Origin of the sequence: Streptomyces sp. AK08-02 (assembly GCF_033795085.1) — a bacterium.
Taxonomy (GTDB): Bacteria; Actinomycetota; Actinomycetes; order Streptomycetales; family Streptomycetaceae; genus Streptomyces; species Streptomyces echiniscabiei.
Map to the genome: position 1 here is coordinate 15,152 of NZ_JARAZV010000025.1, position 20,601 is coordinate 35,752.

13 protein-coding genes are annotated in these 20,601 nt (G+C 71.1%); 3 read left to right on the forward strand and 10 right to left on the reverse strand.

Annotated elements, in window-relative coordinates; all coding sequences use genetic code 11:
* Positions 1 to 478 precede the first annotated feature (478 nt).
* The 6 genes from narI to PV734_RS39855 form a co-directional block, all read right to left on the reverse strand.
* The gene (narI, locus tag PV734_RS39830) at positions 479 to 1,216 is read right to left on the reverse strand and encodes a respiratory nitrate reductase subunit gamma (protein WP_319092922.1); all 738 of its coding nucleotides are present in this window, start codon (positions 1,214 to 1,216) and stop codon (positions 479 to 481) included.
* Positions 1,213 to 1,869, reverse strand: coding sequence for a nitrate reductase molybdenum cofactor assembly chaperone (gene narJ / locus PV734_RS39835; protein WP_319092921.1), 657 nt, complete (start codon positions 1,867 to 1,869; stop codon positions 1,213 to 1,215). The genes narI and narJ overlap by 4 nt, the downstream gene beginning before the upstream one ends.
* Positions 1,866 to 3,587 carry a nitrate reductase subunit beta gene (gene narH, locus PV734_RS39840; protein WP_319294313.1) on the reverse strand — a complete coding sequence of 574 codons (1,722 nt, stop codon included), beginning with the start codon at positions 3,585 to 3,587 and terminating at the stop codon, positions 1,866 to 1,868. The genes narJ and narH overlap by 4 nt, the downstream gene beginning before the upstream one ends.
* Positions 3,587 to 7,267, reverse strand: a complete 3,681-nt coding sequence (locus tag PV734_RS39845; protein WP_319294315.1) for a nitrate reductase subunit alpha — start codon at positions 7,265 to 7,267, stop codon at positions 3,587 to 3,589. Before PV734_RS39845 ends, narH begins: the two co-directional genes overlap by 1 nt.
* Positions 7,268 to 7,335: 68 nt before the next feature.
* Positions 7,336 to 7,899 carry a hemerythrin domain-containing protein gene (locus PV734_RS39850; protein ID WP_319092918.1) on the reverse strand — a complete coding sequence of 188 codons (564 nt, stop codon included), beginning with the start codon at positions 7,897 to 7,899 and terminating at the stop codon, positions 7,336 to 7,338.
* A gap of 11 nt (positions 7,900 to 7,910) precedes the next feature.
* A complete protein-coding gene (locus PV734_RS39855) occupies positions 7,911 to 9,098 on the reverse strand; it encodes an MFS transporter (RefSeq protein WP_319093056.1) in 1,188 nt (395 codons plus the stop codon).
* Positions 9,099 to 9,734: 636 nt separating this feature from the next.
* On the opposite strand from PV734_RS39855, the gene PV734_RS39860 reads away from it, so the two are divergent.
* Both PV734_RS39860 and PV734_RS39865 read left to right on the forward strand, forming a co-directional pair.
* Entirely contained in the window at positions 9,735 to 9,878 is a 144-nt protein-coding gene (locus tag PV734_RS39860; protein ID WP_319092916.1) for a hypothetical protein, read from the forward strand.
* A 162-nt stretch (positions 9,879 to 10,040) separates the two neighbouring features.
* Positions 10,041 to 10,697 (forward strand): helix-turn-helix domain-containing protein, encoded by a 657-nt coding sequence (locus tag PV734_RS39865; RefSeq protein ID WP_319092915.1) that lies wholly within the window; start codon positions 10,041 to 10,043, stop codon positions 10,695 to 10,697.
* Positions 10,698 to 10,735: 38 nt separating this feature from the next.
* Here the strand turns inward: PV734_RS39865 and PV734_RS39870 are convergent, their stop codons facing one another.
* A complete protein-coding gene (locus PV734_RS39870; protein ID WP_319092914.1) occupies positions 10,736 to 11,644 on the reverse strand; it encodes a universal stress protein in 909 nt (302 codons plus the stop codon).
* 273 nt (positions 11,645 to 11,917) lie between these two features.
* Here PV734_RS39870 and PV734_RS39875 point away from each other — a divergent pair, with 273 nt between their 5' ends.
* Positions 11,918 to 12,619 carry a response regulator transcription factor gene (locus PV734_RS39875; protein WP_319294317.1) on the forward strand — a complete coding sequence of 234 codons (702 nt, stop codon included), beginning with the start codon at positions 11,918 to 11,920 and terminating at the stop codon, positions 12,617 to 12,619.
* Between the two features lie 63 nt (positions 12,620 to 12,682).
* Here the strand turns inward: PV734_RS39875 and PV734_RS39880 are convergent, their stop codons facing one another.
* The 3 genes from PV734_RS39880 to PV734_RS39890 all read right to left on the reverse strand — a co-directional run bounded on the left by PV734_RS39880 (position 12,683) and on the right by PV734_RS39890 (position 20,314).
* On the reverse strand, positions 12,683 to 14,428 hold the full coding sequence (locus PV734_RS39880) for a GAF domain-containing protein (protein ID WP_319294319.1): 1,746 nt from the start codon (positions 14,426 to 14,428) through the stop codon (positions 12,683 to 12,685).
* 485 nt (positions 14,429 to 14,913) lie between these two features.
* Positions 14,914 to 17,619, reverse strand: coding sequence for a GNAT family N-acetyltransferase (locus tag PV734_RS39885; protein WP_319294321.1), 2,706 nt, complete (start codon positions 17,617 to 17,619; stop codon positions 14,914 to 14,916).
* A 313-nt stretch (positions 17,620 to 17,932) separates the two neighbouring features.
* Positions 17,933 to 20,314 carry a phosphoketolase family protein gene (locus PV734_RS39890; protein ID WP_319294323.1) on the reverse strand — a complete coding sequence of 794 codons (2,382 nt, stop codon included), beginning with the start codon at positions 20,312 to 20,314 and terminating at the stop codon, positions 17,933 to 17,935.
* Positions 20,315 to 20,601: the final 287 nt, after the last annotated feature.

Sequence of the window (20,601 nt, forward strand, 5' to 3'; positions counted from 1 at the left end):
GGCGAGAGCGAGGCTTGTCAGCGTAGTGATCGCCATGGCGCCGATGCCGACCAGTGCCGACTGGTGCGGACGGCCTCGATCCGCGCCCACGACGGCGGCCGGCCATCGCGCTCGGCGCGAGGCCGGAACCTGCCGCGCCAGTCGACCAGGAGGTACGTGGTGGCACCGCTGTTGACCGTGGCTGGCCGCCCTCACGGGTGCGCGGTGGGCGCGGGCGTGACCGGCGGTCGGGCCGTAGAGCGCGCAACGCCTGCACAGGCCGGACCCGTATCGCCTCCGTCCGGCTCCAGTGCCTTCGGCTTGTCGCCCTCGGTCATCTCGGCGACGAGGTCGGCCGTCCGCAGGGCCGGATCAGTTCGTCGACCGCGTGTTTTTCATCGTCGACCCGGCCCGTGCCGAGGGTCCGGCAGGTTGGTGATCTCACCGGCGGACAGGTGTGTCCCGGGAGGCCGGGCAGGACCGTTGTGGTGGGTGCTCATCAGGTGCGTTCCCATCCGCGCCGGGGTGTGCGGGAGCCCAGTTGCGCGTCCCGGCTGCGATAGACGATGTAGGGGCGGGTGAGATAGCCGAGGGGTGCGGTGAGCATGTGCACCAGCCGGGTGAACGGCCAGATGCCGAAAAGGAGGAGGGCGCTGAGTGCGTGCAGGCGGAACAGCAGTGGCGCGCCGGCCATCAGCGCGGGGTCGGGGTGCAGGTAGAAGACCGACCGGAACCACGGCGAGATGGTGGTGCGGTAGTCGTAGCCCCCGCCGATGATGTTGCCGGCCACGGTGGCGGACAGCCCCAGCGCCAGGGGCAGGGTGAGCAGGACGTACATGAGCTTGTCGTTGCGGGTGGTGGCGCTGAACACCGATCCGACCGTACGCCGCCGGTAGACGAGGATCGCGAGCCCGGCCAGGGTGCTCACCCCGGCTACGGTCCCCAGCAGCGTGGCCATGATGTGGTAGCTGTGCTCGCTGACGCCGATGGCCTCGGTCCAGCCCTTCGGGATCACCAGTCCGCCGATGTGGCCGACCACCACCGCCAGGACCCCGAAGTGGAACAGCGGGCTGCCGATGCGCAGCAGCCTGCTCTCGTACAGCTGGCTGGACCGGGTGGTCCAGCCGAACTTGTCGTAGCGGTAGCGCCAGACGTGGCCGACGACGAACAGGGTCAGCGCGATGTACGGCAGGACGACCCACAGCACAACGTCGAGCGCGTTCGCGTCCGGGGTCATGACCTGCCTCCCGTCGGGGCGGGCATGAACTCCGGGGGTGCGAACGGCGCGAGCCCGACCTGTTCCTCGGGCGGCCCCTGGGCGGCGAGCTTGGCGACGGCCTCGCGCTCGTCACCGGCCAGCGGGGGCAGGGTCGCCGATACGGAGTCCAGGACGTCGGCCCACGCGGAGCGCGCGTCGCGCAGTGCCAGGCGCAGCAGTTCCAGGCCGGCCCGGTGCTCGGTGAGGAGGCGCCGGCCTGCTTCGGGGTCGCTGGTGGCGGCGAACTCCAGGACGACACAGAGGTGGTCGGGCAGTTCCTCGTCGGTCAGCCGCAGCCCGGCCGCCGCGTAGGTCTGCTTGAGGCGCAGCAGCGCGGCGCCGCGATTGCGGGTGTCGCCGTGGGCGTAGTACGTCAGGAAGAGGCAGTTGCGTTTGCGGTGGTCGAAGGTGGCGACGTAGTCCGCAGCCAGTTCTGTGGCGGGCGTGCGGTCGAGGTGCCCGAGGAATCGGCGCAGCGGTTCGGCGACCCGGTCGGGCAGCGTGTCGGTGACCGCCCGTACGAGCCGCGCCTGTTCGAGGAGCCGCTCGTCGGGATAGCCGAGGAGGAGGGACTGGACCTGCCAGGCGGCGGGGTTTCGGGCAGCGGGGCCGCGTTTGCCGGCGGGGGTCATGGGCGCGGCTCGCTCTCGTCGTCTGCGGAGGTGTGGGGGAACAGGCCCTGGGGGCGGCCGTTGCCGTCCCAGTTGAGGAGGTTGAGCCGGGTGGACTTGTCGCCGGGGGCCGCGGGCGTGTCCACGGCGTCGGCGGTCTGGCGGTCGCGCTGCAGGTGGAAGTTCTCCACGGCGATCGGGGCCGGAGCGTCGCCGGACGCCTCGCCGAAGGGACCGGAGCCTCCCATGCCGGGGCCGTCCTCGAAGTCGAGGCTGCACTCGGTGGCCAACTCCTCCAGGCTGTGCGCCTGTTCGGCGTGCGCGGGCGGGATGACGTATCTGTCCTCGTACTTGGCCAGCGCCAGGAGGCGGAACATGTCGTACATCTGCTCCTCGGTCATCCCCACGGCGGCGGGGATGCTCGCGTCGGGTTCGCGGCCGAGGTTGATGTCGCGCATGTAGCTGCGCATGGCGGCCAGTCGCCGCAGTACGGCGTCGACGGGGGCCGGGTCACCGGCGGTGAAGAGTTGGGCGAGGTAGTCGACGGGGATGCGCAGGGCGTCGATCGCGGCGAACAGGTTGCCCCGGTCCTCGGCGTCGTAGCCGGTGTCGCGAACCACGTCCACCACCGGGGACAGCGGCGGGATGTACCAGACCATGGGCAGGGTGCGGTACTCCGGGTGCAGCGGCAGGGCGACCTTGTACGTGTTGATCAGGGCGTGGACGGGGGAGCGACGGGCGGCATCGATCCAGTCCCGAGGGATGCCCGACCGCTCCGCGTCGGCGGCCACCTGCGGGTCGTCGGGGTCGAGGAAGACCTTCCGCTGCGCCTCGTACAGGTCGGTGTCGTCGGGGGTGGAGGCGGCTTCGAGGACCTGGTCGGGATCGTAGAGGACCAGGCCGATGTAGCGGAGCCGGCCGACGCAGGTCTCGGCGCAGACGGTGGGCTGGCCGACCTCGATGCGCGGGAAGCAGAAGGTGCACTTCTCGGCCTTGCCGGTGCGGTGGTTGAAGTAGATCTTCTTGTACGGGCAGCCGGAGACGCACATCCGCCAGCCCCGGCAGCGGTCCTGGTCGACCAGCACGATGCCGTCCTCCGAGCGCTTGTAGATCGCGCCGGAGGGGCAGGAGGCGATGCAGGACGGGTTGAGGCAGTGCTCGCAGATCCGCGGCAGATAGAACATGAAGGTCTGCTCGAACTCGAACTTGACCTTCTCGGCGATCCCGGCGAGCAGGACGTCCTTGTCGCCGTGGTCGGCCGAACCGCCCAGGTTGTCGTCCCAGTTGGCCGACCAGGTGATCTTCATGTCCTTGCCGGTGATCAGGGACTTGGGCCGGGCGACCGGGGTGTGTTCCTGGAGCGGCGCGTTGGTGAGCGTCTCGTAGTCGTAGGTCCAGGGCTGGTAGTAGTCGTCGAGCGAGGGCAGCGTGGGGTTGGAGAAGATGTTGATCAGCTTCTTGAACCGGCCGCCGCCCTTCAGTTTGAGATTCCCGCGCTTGTTGAGGTCCCAGCCGCCGCGCCACTTCTCCTGGTCCTCGTAGCGGCGCGGGTAGCCCTGACCGGGGCGGGTCTCGACGTTGTTGAACCACACGTACTCGACGCCGGGGCGGTTGGTCCACGCCTGTTTGCAGGTGACCGAGCAGGTGTGGCAGCCGATGCACTTGTCGAGGTTCATCACCATCGCCATCTGGGCCATCACGCGTCGGCCGGGCGGTGTGGTCGAGGACTGCGCGGCCATCAGTACGTCACCTCCTGGTCGGTGCGGCGGCGGATGACGGTGACCTCGTCGCGCTGATTGCCGGTCGGGCCCAGGTAGTTGAAGGCGTACGTCAACTGGGCGTAGCCGCCGATGAGATGGCTCGGCTTGACGAGGAGCCGGGTCAGCGAGTTGTGGACGCCGCCGCGCCGCCCGTTGGTCTCGGTGCGGGGGACGTCGATGAGCCGGTCCTGCGCGTGGTGCATGTAGACGGTGCCTTCCGGCATGCGGTGCGAGACGACCGCGCGGGCGGCGACGACGCCGTTGCGGTTGACCGCCTCGATCCAGTCGTTGTCGTGCACGCCGATCTTCGCCGCGTCCTCCTTGCTCATCCAGATCGTCGGGCCGCCCCGGGAGAGCGAGAGCATGAAGAGGTTGTCCTGGTACTCGGAGTGGATGGACCACTTGTTGTGCGGGGTCAAGTAGCGGACGGTGATGCCGAGTTCGCCCTGGTCGCCCACCTCGGGTTCGTCGAAGAGGGCGTGCATGTTCAGCGGTGGCCGGTAGACGGGCATCCACTCGCCGAGTTCGGCGATCCAGTCGTGGTCGATGAAGAAGTGCTGACGGCCCGTCAGGGTGTGCCAGGGCTTGAGCCGTTCGACGTTGATGGTGAACGGCGAGTAGCGGCGCCCGCCGGACTCCGTCCCCGACCACTCCGGCGACGTGATGACCGGGACGGGGCCCGCCTGGGTGTCGGCGAAGGTGACCCGCTTGCCCTCGGTCTCGGCGGCCAGGTCGGCCAGCCTGACGCCGGTACGGGCCTCCAGGGTGCGGAAACCCTGGGTGGCCAGGTGTCCGTTGGTGGTTCCGGAGAGGGCCAGGATCGCTTCGCAGACCTGTACGTCCCTGGCGATCGAAGGGCGGCCGTCGGCAGGACCGCCGCGTACGGTGCCGTTCTTGTGCCGCAGGTACTCCAGCTCCTGCCGTACGTCGAAGGTGACGCCCTTGGTGGTGGCGCCCAGGGTGTCCAGGAGCGGGCCGAGGGCGGTCATCCGGTCGGCGACGGCCGGATAGTCGCGCTCGATCACCACCAGCCTGGGCATGGTCCGGCCCGGGACCGGCTCGCACTCGCCTGCCTTCCAGTCCCGGACGCGGCCGTGCGGGGTGGCCATCGCGTCGGGGGTGTCGTGCAGCAACGGCGCCGCCACCACGTCCTTCACGGTGCCCAGCCGCCCTTCGGCGAGACGGCTGAACGCTGCCGCGATCGTGTTGAAGGCGTCCCAGTCGGTGCGGGTCTGCCACGGCGGCGGGATGGCCGGGTTGAAGGAGTTCACGAACGGGTGCATGTCCGTGGTGTTCAGGTCGTGCTTCTCGTACCAGGTCGCGGCCGGAAGGACGATGTCGGAGTAGACGGTGGTGCTGGTCATCCGGAAGTCCAGGGTGAGCAGCAGGTCGAGCTTGCCCACCGGTGCCTCGTCCCGCCACACCACGTCGCGCGGGCGGGCGTCGGGCGGTGCCTCGGTGGCGCGTACGGCGGAGTCGGTGCCGAGCAGGTGCTTGAGGAAGTACTCGTTGCCCTTGGCGGAGGAGCCGAGCAGGTTGGCCCGCCAGATGGTCAGTACCCGGGGGAAGTTCTCCGGCGCGTCCGGGTCCTCGCCCGCGAACTTCAGCTGCCCGGACTCGAGTTGGTCGACGACGTACTCCGGAACCTCCTGCCCGGCGGCTTCGGCGTCCGTCGCGAGGGTGAGCGGGTTGCGGTCGAAGGTCGGGTAGGACGGCATCCAGCCCATCCGGGCCGAGGCGGCGATGACATCGGCGGTGCTCTTGCCGGCGAAGGTTCCGCCCGCGCCCGCGGCGGCGAGGGTGTCGGCGCTGAAGGGGTCGTAGCGGAACTGGTCGGTGTGCAGGTACCAGTACGCGGTCTGGATCATCTGCCGGGCGGGGCGGTGCCAGTCGGCGGCCGTCGCGATGGCCGAGTAGCCGGTGATCGGGCGGACCTTCTCCTGACCCACGTAGTGGGCCCAGCCGCCGCCGTTGACGCCCTGGCAGCCGGTCAGTGTCGTCAGGGTGAGGAAGGAGCGGTAGATGGTGTCGGAGTGGAACCAGTGGTTGGTCCCCGCTCCCATGATGATCATGGAGCGGCCTCTGGACTCCTCGGCGTTGGTGGCGAACTCGCGCGCTATCCGGGCCGCCGTCTCACCGGCCACCCCGGTGATGGCCGCCTGCCAGGCCGGGGTGTAGGGCTGGTCGGGATCGTCGTAACCGGTCGGCCAGCTTCCCGGCAGCCCGTCGCGGGCCACGCCGTACTGGGCGAGGAGCAGGTCGAACACCGTGGTCACCAACCGGCCGGCGACCCGGCGTACGGGGACACCGCGCCGCAGCTGTCCGGCGGTGCCGTCCGGGGTGTCGAACCGGGTCAGCTCGACCGTCACGGCGTCCTCGCCGCCGTCACCACCGGCCGCCGTCAGCAGCGGGTCCGTGTCGCCGAGGTCGAGGTTCCACTTCCCGGCGCCGGACTCGCCGTAACGGTGGCCGAGCGAACCGTTCGGGACGACCGGCTCGCCGGTGGCGGCGTCGAGCAGGACGGTCCTGAACTCGGCGTTCTCCGCCTCGGCCGCCGTGCCGCCCAGGTCGGCGGCGGTCAGGAACTTCCCGGGTGCGTAGGCCAACTCCGGCCCGGTGCCGCGCTGTTCGAGGGTGACGAGGAAGGGGAGGTCGGTGTACCGCTTGACGTAGTCGGTGAAGTAGCCGACCTGGCGGTCGACGAAGAACTCCTTGAGGATCACGTGCCCCATGGACATGGCCAGCGCGCCGTCGGTGCCAGGTGCGGCGGGCAGCCACTCGTCGGCGAACTTGACGTTGTCGGCGTAGTCCGGGGCGACTGCGATGACCTTCTGCCCCCGGTAGCGGGCCTCCGCCATCCAGTGCGCGTCCGGGGTACGGGTCACCGGCAGGTTCGAGCCCCACATGATCAGATAGCCGGCGTCCCACCAGTCACCGGACTCCGGTACGTCCGTCTGGTCCCCGAAGACCTGCGGGGAGGCGACCGGCAGGTCGGCGTACCAGTCGTAGAACGACAGCATCACCCCGCCGAGCAGCGAGTAGAAGCGGGCACCGGCGGCATGGGAGACCATCGACATCGCCGGGATCGGCGAGAACCCGGCCAACCGGTCGGGCCCGTACTCCTTGATGGTGTGGACGTGTGCGGCGGCGATCATCTCGCTCGCCTCGTCCCAGCTCGCCCTCACCAGACCGCCCTTGCCGCGCGCGGACTTGTAGCGCCGGGACCGTTCCGGGTCGGAGACGACGTCCGCCCACGCCAGCACCGGGTCGCCGAGGCGGGCCCTGGCTTCCCGGTACATCTCCAGGAGCACTCCGCGTACATAGGGGTAGCGGACGCGGGTGGGCGAGTAGGTGTACCAGGAGAACGCGGCCCCACGCGGGCAGCCGCGCGGCTCGTACTCCGGGCTGTCCGGGCCGACCGTGGGGTAGTCGGTCTGCTGGGACTCCCAGGTGATGATCCCGTCCTTGACGTACACCTTCCAGGAGCAGGAGCCCGTGCAGTTCACCCCGTGGGTGGAGCGGACCACCTTGTCGTGGCTCCAGCGGTCCCGGTAGAAGTCGTCGGCCTTGCGGCCACCGATCTGGTACAGGGTGCGGTGGTCGGCGGAGACCTCGGCCCGGGTGAAGAACCGGCGGGTGCCGACCAGTGCGTTCGTCAACTCACCATCCAGGCCGGCCGGTTCGCGTGCCGGCGGGTCGGTTCGTGGGGTTCGTGGGGTTCGTGGGCTCACGATGCCGCCTTCCCGGGCGTCAGCGGCCCGTCCTGTTGTGACCCGGAGTGCTGATCGATATCGACACCGGCTTCTGTGGCGAACCCCGTTGTGGCGAACCCCGTGCTCATCGTTCCGACGCGGGAGCGGACCGCGTCCATGGCCTCCCAGTCCTCGGTGCTCAGCCCGGCCAGTGCGGCGGGGAACACACCGTCCTGTTCCTTGAGGATGTGGTCGCGCAGCAGATCCAGGGCGTCCAGGAGCCGCCGGGGCCAGACGGGGTCGGCCGGGACGCCCGCGGCAGCCTCGTCGAGGACGGCCTCGACGAGCCGGTGTTCGGCCCGAAGCGCCGCCATGCCGTCGGGAAACTCCGCCGCCAGCGGCGGGAAGAGACCCTGCTCCTCCACCGCCGTGTGCGGCACGAGAACGGCGGAGACGCGGCGCGCGATCCACGCCATCCGGGGCACGTCCGCGTCGCGGTGCGCGGTACGGACGTCCCCGATGAGATTGACGACCAGGTCGTGTTCACGGGTCAGTTCGGCGATCTGGGGTAGTGCCTGGCAGCCGCAGTACTCACACATGGGGACTCGTCTCAGGCCGGGGCGGGTGCCGTCGGGGTGCGGTGGGCGCCGCGGGTGACGGCCTTGTGGACGGTGGTCGCGGTGAACGCCAGGGCGGTGGCGGCGATCAGGGCGAGCAGGGCCAGCCCGAGCGCGTAGCTGCCGTAGGCGCCGTACAGGGAACCCATCAGCAGAGGTGGGACGAAGCCGCCCAGCCCGCCGGCCGCGCCGACGACGCCGGTGACGGCGCCGACCTTGCCGGCCGGGGCGAGCAGGGCGACGAGAGCGAAGGTGGCACCGCTGCCCGCACCGAGCGCGGCGGCGATCGCCAGGAACGCGATGGTGCCCAGCGGGGCCAGCGGCGGGGCGAAGGACTGGACGGCCGCGCTCACGGCGACCACGGCGAGCGCCACGACCAGTACGCGGGTGGGACGCAGCCGGTCGGACAACCAGCCGCCGACCGGCCGCATCACCACCGCCAGCAGGACGAACCCGGCCATCCGGTTCGCCGCGTCGGCCTGCGCCAGGCCGTACCCGGACTTGAGGTAGGTGGGCAGATAGACGGAGAAGGCCACGTAGCCGCCGAACGCGACCGCGTACAGCGCGGATGCCTGCCAGGTGACACCGAGCCGGACGGTGGCGGCGAGCCGGCCCCTCGTGGTCCCGGCCGGCACAGCCCTGCCCGGAGCGTCGCGCAGCACGAACGCGGCCAGCGCCGCATAGCCGGCCAGCACGATCGCGGTCACCACGAACGGGGTGGCCAGACCGTGCGTCTTCACCAGGTTCACCGTGGTCAGGGCGCTGATGGCGGTGCCGCCCATCCCGGCACCGAAGACACCGATCGCGAGCCCCCGGCGCTCGGGCGGGAACCAGGCGCTCACGAACGGCACCCCCACCGCGAACGCGGTGCCGCCGATACCGAGGAAGAACCCGCCCACCAGCAGCTGGTTCAGGGAGGAGTGTCCGGCCAGCCCCAGGTACAGGACGGGGACGATGGTGGCCGCGGAGACCAGCGGGAACATCACCCGGCCGCCGAACCGGTCCGTCAGCGCACCCACCGGTATGCGACCCAGCGAGCCCACCACCACCGGCACGGCGACCAGCAACGCCTGCTGGAACGCGCTCAGTTGCAGGCTGTCCTTGAACCGTGGGCCGAGCGGGCTCAGCAGCGCCCAGGCCCAGAAGTTCACCGCGAACCCGACCGTGGCAAGCGCCAGCATCAGCCACCGTCGGCCGGCCGACGGCGCCGCCAGGACCTGCGGGTTCGTGGCGGGGCCGGAGGACCCGGGCGAGTCGACGGTTTCCTGCGGGTTCTCCGCCCGGTCGCCCGTCGGTGACCTGCCTGTTGAGGACTTGCCTGTCGGGGTCTCCGGCTTCGCAGGGCGGGGCATCGTAGGCATGCTTTCCTCGGCTCCTCAAAAGTGCCGTCGGACGGTCGCGTCCCGTGTTTCGTGGCCGTGGTGGCCCGAACACGGCGTCCCCGCAAGGATTGCCAGGGGCCGGCTCCCAGGGCAGGGGCCGTTGGTCCTCGACTCCCGAGCCGACCGGGGTACATGTGCCGGGCGGTGTCCGGGTCCGCCGGAGCGCGTCGGCGCGGACAAGGCGCCATCGTGAGACCTCTCATCGCGCGGTAGAACGGAACCGCTGGCCGCGGGGGAGGCACCAGGCGGCACGGCCCCTGGATTTCCCCACCAATTGGCGGCAACCTCCGACGACAGTCGAACGGGGCCCATCGGCCCCTTGTCCGGGCCGTTGGGCTCTGCTCCGGTGTGTGCGGTGTGTGCGACCGTCGCTGCGGGTTACTCGTACCGCCGTGATCGGAAAGCGGGGTCGGCCATGGGCATGAAGGTGAGGTGGTGGCGGTGGCGGTGGGAATGCCCCTGGCCGGAGCCCTGGGCTCGGTGCGTGTCGGAAGCGTGCTGCTCCAGCAGCGCGAGGAGCGGCACCGTACCTCCGCCGTACGGACCGAGGACGCCGGCGATCCGGGGCCCGGCACGTAGCCCGGTCTTGTGGCCGCTCTCGCCGCAGGGCTCGCCGGATCCGGCACCGCCCGCGCGGAGAGCCGGTCCACCCGGGCCGTCGGGCGCCCGTAACAGGGCCCGGACCGTGACCGGTCCCCACCCCATGACTGACGAGTGACAAGGCGAAGGAAGTGATCGGCCATGCCGGAACCGACGAGGAACGCCGGAGACATCGGACGGCGGGTGGCGGCGCGGCGCGAGGAGCTGGGGCTCACCAGGGAGCAGGTGGCCGAACGGGCGGGCACGGCTCCGGATTACCTGCGGTACGTGGAGGAGCGGCCGACCGTGTCCCCGGGCACCGGCTTCCTGATTCGGCTGGCCGGCGCGCTGGAGACCACTGTGGCCCAACTGCTCGGCGGTGGTGTCGACTTGCCGCCCGGCGTCGGGCGGGCGGCCTATCATCCCGAGCTGACTGAGCTGGATCCCGGGGAGTGCTGGGCCCGGCTGTCCACGCACGGCGTCGGACGCGTCTCGGTGTCCACGCCCGACGGCCCGGCCATCGTCCCGGTCAACTACACGGTCGTGGACGGCGCGGTCGCCTTCAGCACCGCGCGCGGCACCACGCCCGCCCTCGCCGCCGGAGCCGAGGCCGCCTTCGAGGTGGACCACATCGACGAGGCGCTGAGCGAGGGCTGGAGCGTCCTCGTCGTCGGCCGTGCCGAATGGGTCACCGACCCCGCCGCCACCCGGCACCTCGTCGGCGCGGCCCACTCGGCACCGTGGGCGGGCGGCGACCGCGAACTGTGGGTGCGCATCACCCCGGAGCGGGTCACCGGACGCCGGATCACCGCTCGCTGACCCGTTGCGGGTGGGTGCGCGGGGCCCGGGCGGCCGGGTCAGTCGTGCGGGATCACGGCGACCGGGGCGGCGGCGTGATGCAGGACCGCGTGGGCGACGGGGCCGAGGTGGGTGCCGAGACGGGATTCGCGGATCCGGCGTCCCACCACGAGGAGGGCCGCGCCGACCGAGGCGCTGATCAGTTCGTCGGCCGCACGTCCTTCGGTGACGCTCTCGGTGACGGCGACCTCGGGGAACTTCTCGCACCAGGGGCGCAGCGCGGCTGCCACGGCGCGCTCCTGCTCCGCCCGTAGCTCCGGGCCGCTCACCGGGACGACCCTGTCCGCCGCCGCGAAGTCCGGCGGACGGCCGAAGGTGTTGATCACGCGCAGCGAGGATCCCCGGCGCGCGGCGGCGTCGAAGGCGAACTCGATCAGTTCGTCGCAGGGCCGGCCGGTGTCGAGGCCGAGTACGAGATCGCGGTACGGGATCCCGGGTATCTCGTCCGGGGAGATGCCGTCCGGTGCCGAGAAGTGCTCGTCGGCGGTACTGTCGCCCGCCCTGACCAACACCACGGGACGGGGCGCCCTGGCGACGACCCGCTGCGACACCGACCCCATCAGGAACCCCGTGACCCCGCCGAGTCCACGGGAGCCGAGGACCAGCAGCTCGGCCTGCTCGGCCGCCTTGAGGAGGGCTGAGACCGGCGAGTCGGCCAGTGCCTGGCCGATGACCCGCAGACCTGGGTGCGCGGCGCGCACGCTGTCCGCCACCTGTTCCGGCAGGTCCTCGGCCACGGCCCGTTCGGACATGTCCGCGGGCACGGTCGGGGCCGGACGCGGATGCCACTCCCAGGCATGTACCAGGCACAGCGCGACGCCCCGGCGCGTGGCTTCCCGGGCCGCCCAGTGCGCGGCTGCCAGGCTTTCGGGAGAGACGTCGATCCCCGCGGTGACATGTCGAAGCATGATCCGTACCTCCAGCGTTGCTGCCCTTGGGTCGCTCTTCCGCCACTGAGCGTGGTACCGGGGCAAGCGCGGGGACAGAGGCCGGGCAGTCCCTTCCGATGGGCCCTTCGGCCCTGATGCCGCCGCGCCCCCGCACGGCGCGGCGGGCTCGGATTGGCCCGGTCGGCCCTGGTGCGTGCGGTTCGCACGGGTGACGATCGTCATCACAGTCGGCATGTGGTCCGTGGGCCCACGGTCCGTGGCCCGTGGTCCACCAGCGAACGAGGGGTCGTCATGGCCGAGGCGCGTACCTTCACGGAACAGAACCCGATCCGGGTCTTCCTGCTGGACGACCACGAGGTCGTACGACGCGGTCTCACCGACCTGCTGGACTCCGAGCCGGACATCTCGGTGGTCGGCGACGCGGACAGCGTCGAGCACGCGCTGGTGCGCGGGCCGGCGCTGCGACCGGACGTGGCCGTTCTCGACGTGCGCCTGCCGGACGGTGACGGGATCGGTGTCTGCCGTGAGCTGCGCAGCCGGATGCCGGAGCTGGCCTGTCTGATGCTGACGTCCTTCGACGAGGAGGAAGCGCTGCTCGACGCGATCATGGCCGGGGCGGCGGGCTACGTCCTCAAGCAGATCAGGGGGTCCGACCTGGTCGCGGCGGTCCGCACGGTCGCGTCCGGCCAGTCGATGCTGGATCCGGCGACGACCGCCCGCCTGATGCGTTCCCTGCGGGCGGACCCCACCGAGCAACCGGCACCCGCACCCGAGCTCGCCGGTCTGTCACCGCGCGAGCGGGACATCCTCGCGTTGATCGGGGACGGGCTCACCAACCGTGAGATCGGCAAGAAGCTCTACCTGTCCGAGAAGACGGTGAAGAACCACATCTCCCGGCTGCTGGCCAAGCTCGGCGTCCAGCGCCGTGTCCAGGCGGCGGTCCTGGCCAGCCATCTCGAACAGCACGCCTCCACGGACAGCCCGACGCGATGAGTCCGCGCTGTCCTGCCTCGCCCCGCCTCGTCGTCCGGTCCTGCGGGGCCGGGCCTTCCGTGGTCAGCCTCCGGCCGTGGCACCGTCCACGCTCACGGGAACCCGCCACACCAGCCGGGTGCCGCCGCCCTCCGGCCGTTCGCCGACTGTCAGGGTTCCGCCGAGGGTGACGGCCCGCTCCTTGATGTTCTTCAGCCCGCTGCGTCCGACGTCCCCCGGCACCCCGCAGCCGTCGTCCGTCACCGTGAGCGTCAACTCGCCCCTGGCGCACTGGAGCCGGACGTCCACCGCCTGTGCTCCGGAGTGCCGGGCAGCGTTGCTGAGGGCCTCGCCGAGCACGGCGACCGCGTGGTCGGCGATGTCGCCGGGGACATCGGTCTCGACGAGTCCCTCGATGCGCAGTGCGGGCGGGAATCCGAGTGACGTGGCCGAGGCACTCACCGCCTCGGCCATCCGGCCGCGCAAGCCGTCGCTCTCCCGCCCGACCCCGCTGTGGGTGCGCAGTCCGAAGATCGTGGACCGAATGATCTTGATGGTGTCGTCGAGGTCGTCGACGGTTCGCGTCAGCCGCTTCATGCCCTCGGGATGCTCCATGAAGCGCTGGGTGCTCTGCAGGGTCATGCCGGCCGCGAAGAGCCGCTGGATGGCGAGGTCATGGAGGTCGCGTGCGATGCGGTCACGGTCCTGGAGCAGCGTGACCTGTTCCGCGTCCCGCCGCCGTTCGGCCAGTTCCAGGGCGAGCGCCGCCTGGTCGGCGAACCCGAGCAGCGGCCCGGTGTCCACGTCACCGAACGGCGTTCCTGCCGGTACACGCCCCAGCAGCAGCACGCCCCGCGTCTTGCCGCCGGCGCCGAGCGGCACCGCGACCACGGGTCCGAGCCCGGCCCACTGGGCTTCGTCCTCGCCCGTGCGTGCGTCGTGCTCGATGCCGGCGCTGACCACCGGCTGGGCCGCGCCGAGTGCCGCTCCGACGAAACCGTCCCGCGTGGACAGCACCAGACCGCTGCGCTCCTCTCGACCCAGGCCGACCGCCAGGGCCGGCCGCAGTGTCTCCTCGCCCGGTACATGTTCCGCGATCAGTCCCATGTCGGCGGATACGATCTTCCGGGCCTCGTCGACGATCAGTTCCAGGACGTCCGCGCTCGGCGCACCGGTCAGGAGCATGCTGGTGACCTTGCCGCTGGCCCGCTGCCAGCGTTCGCGCAGCATGGTCTCCTCGTACAGCCGGGCGTTCTCGATGGCCACGCCGGCGGCCACCGCCAGCGTCGACAGGACGGACTCGTCCTCCACGTCGAACTCCCGGGCGCTGCGTTTCTCGGTGAGGTAGAGGTTCCCGAAGACCTCGTCGCGCACCCGGATCGGTACGCCGAGGAAGGAGTGCATCGGTGGGTGGTGCGCCGGGAAGCCGTACGACGCGGGATGTTCCGACAGCTCCGGCAGCCGCAGTGGCGACGGGTGCCGGATCAGCTCTCCGAGGAGCCCGTGCCCGCTGGGCAGCGCTCCGATCTCCGACCGCCCTTCCTCGTCGATGCCGACGGTCAGGAACTCGGACAGCTTCTGGTCACCGCCGATCACGCCCAGCGCCCCGTACTCGGCGTCCACCAGCACGACCGCGGCCTCGACGATGCTGCGCAGCACCTGTGGCAGGTCGAGCTCCCGCCCGACGGAGAGGACGGCCTCCAGCAGGCTGTGCAGGCGGTCCCGGGTCCCGCGCACCGCGTCGATGCGCACCTGCAGCTCGCCCAGCAGCTCGTCGAGCCGCAGCTTGGGCACATGCTCCTCGGTACCGCCGCGTCGATCCTCGCTCATGACTTCCTCCGACCGGCACAGGAGACAGGGCGGCTCGAACCGGTTGCCCTGTCTTCACGGTACTGTCCGGGGGGCCTCGACACGGCCGCCGGACGGGCCGAGGTCAGGTTGGCATCTCGGCGGCGCGGACCGTTCCTTCAAGCACAGCGCCGGTTCCAGCACGCCGTCACGCGGTGCTTCACGGGTGCCGCACCGACGTGGCCCGTGGGCGTCGAGGTCAAGTGGGACGACCGCGGCTCCTCCCGTAGGCAGCCAGCACTCTGGTCAGCATGACGGTGCGCCTTTCTCCCGGAGTTGGTCATGGCGAGGGCGATCTCCGCCTCGCTCGCGCCGCGGGTCGGCCCGGCGAGCCGGAAGTGGTGCTTCGGCCTGCCGGACCATGAGGTCGGTTTCGGAGATCAATCCGACGGCCTCCGTGGTCATCACGGATCCGACCTTGTCGTGCCTCATGTCTGTTCCTCCTCGGCCCCTGTGCCTGTTTCTCCTCAGCGCAGTCGGCGCGGATACGGGTCTTGAGCCGTGCGCGGCAGCAGGCGGACTCGTGCGTCGAGCACCGTGACCGCGTCAGGCGTCGTGAGGACGGGGTTGAAGTCCGCCTCGGCGAGTTGCGGAAGGTCGACCGCGATGCGGGACAGGCGCAGCAGCAGCTGTTCCAGACCCTGGAGGTCGACGGGTCCGCTGCCGTGTGCGCCGAACAGGAGCGGTGCGCAGCGCGGCGAGGTGATCAGGTCGTGGACGTCGTGGTCGGTGAGCGGGGCGAGGCGGGCGGCCTGGTCGGCCAGGACCTCGGTCGCGGTGCCGCCGAGTCCGAACAGCACGAGCGGTCCGAAGACCTCGTCCTGCACGACCCCCGCGAACAGCTCGGTGCCGCGTGCCGCCAGCGGCTGGACGACCACCCCGGTCAGCAGGCCGGCGAACCGTGTCTCGAAGTCCCTGAAGGCGGAACGCACTTGGGCGTCACCTTCGAGATCGAGGTGCACGGCATGCTGTTCGCTCTTGTGCAGCTGGCCGGGCCAGTGGGCCTTCATGACCACCCGGCCGTCGGGGCCCCGCAGCCGTTCGGCCGCGATGACGGCGTCGTCCTCCGTCTCCGCCCAGGACCACGGGAGCTGGGGAATGCCGTAGCAGGTGAGGAGTTCGGCGCAGGTGCGCGGATCGAGCCAGCCGCCGTCCGGGTGGGCGGCGAGATAGGTCTCGGCGACCGTGCGGGCCCGGGCCGTGTCGACCTCGGCGACCTCAGGGAGTTCCGGCACGGTGCCCGCGGGTCGGCTCAGCCAGGCCGCCCGGCGGGAGGCGTGCGCCAACGCCCGCGCCGCCGAGCCCGGTTCGGCGTACGACGGGATGGTGCCGCCGTCCCGCGTCGGCAGGAGCCGGACCGGCAGGTCCTGCTCCAGGCGTACGACGGTGACCGGAAGGGCGCGGTGTGCGGGACCGTTGGTGAGGGCCCGCACCAGGTCGTCGCCGGTCGCGGCGGCGACGGCCGTGGGGACGAGGGCCATGAGGACGGCGTCGATACCCGGGTACCGCATGATCACGTCCACGCAGTCGCCGAGCTGCTCCTCCGTGACGGCAGCGGTGGCGTCGACGAGATTGCCGACGGTGGAACCGTCGGGCAGTACGGCATACAGGCTCTCGACCACCGAGGATGTGAGCGGTGGAAGCGACAACCCCGCCTCCACGCAGGCGTCCGCGGCCATGACCCCCGCGCCGCCCGCGTTGGTGACGATGGCCACGCGGCTGCCCGTCGGGAGCGGCTGAGAGTGCAACAGGGCGGCGGTTTCGAGGAGTTCGCCCACCGAGCGGGTCGCGGTGATCCCCGCCTGGGTGAACAGGGCCTGCCGGGTCATGGTCGGGGTGGCGGCGGCCGAGGTGTGCGACGCGGCGGCGCGGCGCCCGGCGTCGGTACGGCCCGCGTCGACCGTCAGCACGGGCATACGGCGGGTCACGCGCCGTGCGGTACGGGAGAACGCGCGCGGGTTGCCGAAGGACTCCAGGTGCAGCAGGGCGAGTTCGGTGCGGCCGTCGCTCTCCCACCACTGGAGCATGTCGTTTCCGCTGACGTCGTACTTGTCGCCGAGCGAGGCGAACGACGACACGCCGATGCCCAGCCGGGACAGCCCGTCCAGCAGGGCGATGCCGACGCCGCCGGACTGCACGGCGACGCCCGCCGTGCCGCGGCGCGGATGATCCGCCGCGAAGGTGGCGTCGAGGGAGAGCGCCGGGTCGGTGTTGGAGATGCCGAGGGAGTTGGGTCCGACGAGCCGCATGCCGTACGTACGGCACGTGGCCATGAGGGCTTCCGCCTGCCGGCTGTCGAGGCCCGCCGAGACGACGAGCAGCGCCCGTACTCCGGCCTTGCCGCACTCCTCCGCGGTGTCGGGGAGAGCCGCCGCGGGCACCGCGAGGACCGCGAGATCCGGCACCATGGGCAGCGCGCTGACCGAGGGGTGGGACGGCACGCCGAGGATCGATGTGGCACAGGGGTTCACCGCGAAGAGCCGCCGGGTGAAGCCGCCCTTGTGCAGATGGTGCAGGAGGGCTCGCCCCACCGATCCGGGCCTGCGCCCGGCGCCTACCACGGCCACCGCCTTCGGCCGCAGGAGCGGCTCCAGACTGGCCACGTCGGCTGTCCGGCCACGGGCCTCGACGGCGGAGAGACAGCCGTCGTCGTTCTCGTCCAGCTCGATGGCGCAGCGTACCTCCGGACCATCGAAACGGCGTGCGGTGCGCAGGCCCAGCTCGGCGAAGAGCCGAAGCACTTCGTGGTTCTCCGAGAGCGCGTCCGCCGTGAACGTGGTGATGCCGTCCGCACGGGCGGCGGAGACCAGGTGCTCGACGAGGAGCGTGCCGACGCCGTGGTGGTGCAGCCTGTCGGCCACGGCGATGGACATCTCGGCCGAGGCCGCGTCGTCGCCGGCCTCGTACTCGGCCAGGCCGATCACCTGCCCCTGCGACTCGGCCATCAGTGTCCGGTGTCCGGGGTGCGGCGGCGCACAGGCCCGGTCGGCGGCCGGCGCGGCGGAAAGCCGGCTCGCCGCGAAGAACCGCAGGCGCAGATTCTCCGCGGACATGTCCTCGTAGAGCCTCTGCAACTGCTCGTGATCGCCTGGCCGCACAGGACGTATGCACACCGTGGTGCCGTCCGCGAGCAGGGCATGGACCGTGGGTCGGCTGAGCGTGTCATCCGTCATCGTGGGTCTCTCCTCCAGGCTTTTGGCCACTTCGAGCATCCAGCGGATCGGGCGGAGATCCCATGGGCTGTCCGGGGGCGCGGTGGGGGCCGGTCGGCCCTGATGCCTGGTCCGACACGCGCGACGGGCCCAGGCCGGCACCCGGCGGCCACCGAGGGTGCGGACATGGGCCCTGGCGGGGTGGCGCCGCGGCCTGCGCTTCGGCGGCCTCAGCCGTCGGCCGCCGGTGCCGTGAGGTCGAGGAGCCGGTTGGCGCAGCCCCACTCGTTGTCGTAACGGCCGAAGACCCTGACCAGGGTTCCGTTCACCCGGGTCAGGTCCAGGTCCAGTCGGTGACCTCGGGCAGGTCGGTGCCGTGCTCGCGGATCCAGGCGTGGTGGCGGGTGCGGGCGTCGGCCATCGACTGCCGTACGGCGGCGGCGCGGACGCCGAGGCCGGGGACGCGGTCGATGACGTCCATGACCAGCCGGTAGCGGTCGAGGTCGTTGCGGACGACCATGTCGAACGGGGTGGTCGTGGTGCCCATCTCCTTGTAGCCGCGGACGTGCAGGTTGGCGTGGCCCGTACGTCGGTAGGAGAGGCGGTGGATCAGCCAGGGGTAGCCGTGGTAGGCGAAGATCACCGGTTTGTCCGTCGTGAACAGGCCGTCGTACTCGAAGTCGCCCATTCCGTGCGGGTGTTCCTCGCGCGGTTGCAGCCGGGCCAGGTCGACGACGTTGACGACCCGGACGGCGAGTTCCGGCAGGTGGTTCCTGAGCAACTGCGCGGCGGCCAGGATCTCCAGGGTGGGCACGTCGCCGGCGCAGCCCAGCACGACGTCCGGTTCCCGCTCGCTGTTCGATGTGCCCGCCCAGTCCCAGATCCCGGCGCCGCGGGCGCAGTGGGCGCGGGCCTGGTCCATGGACAGCCAGTCGAAGCAGGGCTGCTTGCCCGCCACGATCACGTTGACGTAGTCGCGGCTGCGCAGGGCGTGGTCCGCCACGGACAGCAGGGTGTTGGCGTCCGGCGGCAGATAGACCCGTACGACCTCGGGGCTCTTGCTGAGGACGTGGTCGATGAACCCGGGGTCCTGGTGCGAGAAGCCGTTGTGGTCCTGGCGCCAGACGTGCGAGGTGAGCAGGTAGTTGAGGGAGGCGATGGGTGCCCGCCACGGCAACTCCCTCGATGTCTTCAGCCACTTGATGTGCTGGTTGACCATCGAGTCGACGATGTGGACGAACGCCTCGTAGCAGGAGAACAGTCCGTGCCGTCCGGTGAGCAGATAGCCCTCCAGCCAGCCCTGGCAGAGGTGTTCGGAGAGGATTTCCATGACCCGGCCGTGGCGGTCCAGGTGCTCGTCCACCTGGAGGGTCTGGGCCTGCCAGGCTTTGCCGCTGGCGTTGAAGACGGCGCCGAGCCGGTTGGACGCGGTCTCGTCGGGGCCCACCAGACGGAAGTCGCGCCGCTGCGACGTGTCCCGCATGACCTGTTCGATGAGGTCGCCGAGGACCCGGGTGGGCTCGTGCAGGGTGGCGCCCGGCTTGTCGACGGGGACGGCGAAGCGGTCGAGGGACGGCATCGGCAGGTCGCGTACGAGCAGGCCGCCGTTGGCGTGCGGGGTGGCGCCCAGCCGGCGGGTTCCCTCGGGGACGCAGGCGAGGACGTCGGCGGTGGGCCGCCCGTCGGCGCCGAACAGCTCCTCGGGGCGGTACGAGCGCAGCCAGGTCTCCAACTGCCGTAGGTGGTCCGGGTTTTCGCGTACGCCGGACAGGGGGACCTGATGGGAGCGCCAGGTGCCCTCGACCGGGAGTCCGTCGACCTCGGCGGGGCCCGTCCAGCCCTTCGGCGTACGCAGCACGATCATGGGCCAGTACACGCGCTCGGCCGTGCCGTTCTCGCGTGCCGTGCGCTGCGTGCGGGCGATACGGTCCAGGGCCTGGTCGAAGGCGTCGGCCATGGCGCGGTGGACCTGGTGCGGGTCGTCGCTGGTGACGTGGATCGGCTCGTGGCCGTAGCCGCGCAGCAGCTGGTCGAGTTCGGACTCCGGGAGGCGGGAGAGCACGGTCGGGTTGGCGATCTTGTAGCCGTTGAGGTGCAGGATCGGCAGGACCGCGCCGTCGTGCACCGGGTCGAGGAACTTGTTGGAGTGCCAGGACGCGGCGAGCGGCCCGGTCTCCGCCTCGCCGTCACCGATCACACAGGCGACCAGCAGGTCCGGGTTGTCGAAGGCGGCGCCGTACGCGTGCGCGAGCGAGTAGCCGAGCTCGCCGCCCTCGTGGATCGAGCCGGGTGTCTCCGGCGCGACATGGCTGGGCACACCGCCGGGGAACGAGAACTGCCGGAAGAGCCGGTCCATGCCCGCCGCGTCGCGTGAGACGTCCGGGTAGGTCTCGCTGTAGCTGCCCTCCAGCCAGGAACCCGCGAGCACGGCCGGCCCACCGTGACCCGGCCCCCACACGCACAGCGCGTCGAGCCCTCGCGCCTTGATCACCCGGTTGAGGTGCGTGTACACGAGGTTGAGGCCGGGCGAGGTGCCCCAGTGGCCGAGCAGCCGCGGCTTGATGTGCTCGGGCCTCAGGGGCTCGGCGAGCAACGGGTTGGCCAACAGGTAGATCTGGCCCACCGCCAGGTAGTTGGCGGCCCGCCAGTGGGCGTCCAGGGTACGCAGTTCCTCGTCGGTCAATACGGTGCTGTTCTGCTGTTCGGCCTTGGGCACGGTGACTCCGTAAGTCGTCGAGGCGAGTCGGGCTCTGGTAGGAGGCGCGAACGGAGGGCGCCCGCTCGTCGTGGTGTTCGAAGGGCCCCGCTTTCGAACGCGGCTCGGAGCACGTGTACCCGCCTGTGGCACTTCAGCGGCAGGCCGCACGATTCGGTCTCCCTGGCCGCCCTCCCCACTGCCTCAAGGCGTGAGAGGTGCCCCCATGGCGGCGGCGCGGTCCTCGGCCGGCGGTCGAGGCCCACGGTGACGCTGCGGGACATGGTCTCGACCTCCGGAACCGGGAT

Bases quoted from the DNA above. Each gene is read 5' to 3' on its own strand.
- narI (WP_319092922.1), bottom strand. From the start codon at position 1,216: ATGACCCCGGACGCGAACGCGCTCGACGTTGTGCTGTGGGTCGTCCTG.
- narJ (WP_319092921.1), bottom strand. From the start codon at position 1,869: ATGACCCCCGCCGGCAAACGCGGCCCCGCTGCCCGAAACCCCGCCGCC.
- narH (WP_319294313.1), bottom strand. From the start codon at position 3,587: ATGGCCGCGCAGTCCTCGACCACACCGCCCGGCCGACGCGTGATGGCC.
- PV734_RS39850 (WP_319092918.1), bottom strand. From the start codon at position 7,899: ATGTGTGAGTACTGCGGCTGCCAGGCACTACCCCAGATCGCCGAACTG.
- PV734_RS39855 (WP_319093056.1), bottom strand. From the start codon at position 9,098: ATGCTGGCGCTTGCCACGGTCGGGTTCGCGGTGAACTTCTGGGCCTGG.
- PV734_RS39865 (WP_319092915.1), top strand. From the start codon at position 10,041: ATGCCGGAACCGACGAGGAACGCCGGAGACATCGGACGGCGGGTGGCG.
- PV734_RS39870 (WP_319092914.1), bottom strand. From the start codon at position 11,644: ATGCTTCGACATGTCACCGCGGGGATCGACGTCTCTCCCGAAAGCCTG.
- PV734_RS39875 (WP_319294317.1), top strand. From the start codon at position 11,918: ATGGCCGAGGCGCGTACCTTCACGGAACAGAACCCGATCCGGGTCTTC.
- PV734_RS39880 (WP_319294319.1), bottom strand. From the start codon at position 14,428: ATGAGCGAGGATCGACGCGGCGGTACCGAGGAGCATGTGCCCAAGCTG.
- PV734_RS39885 (WP_319294321.1), bottom strand. From the start codon at position 17,619: ATGACGGATGACACGCTCAGCCGACCCACGGTCCATGCCCTGCTCGCG.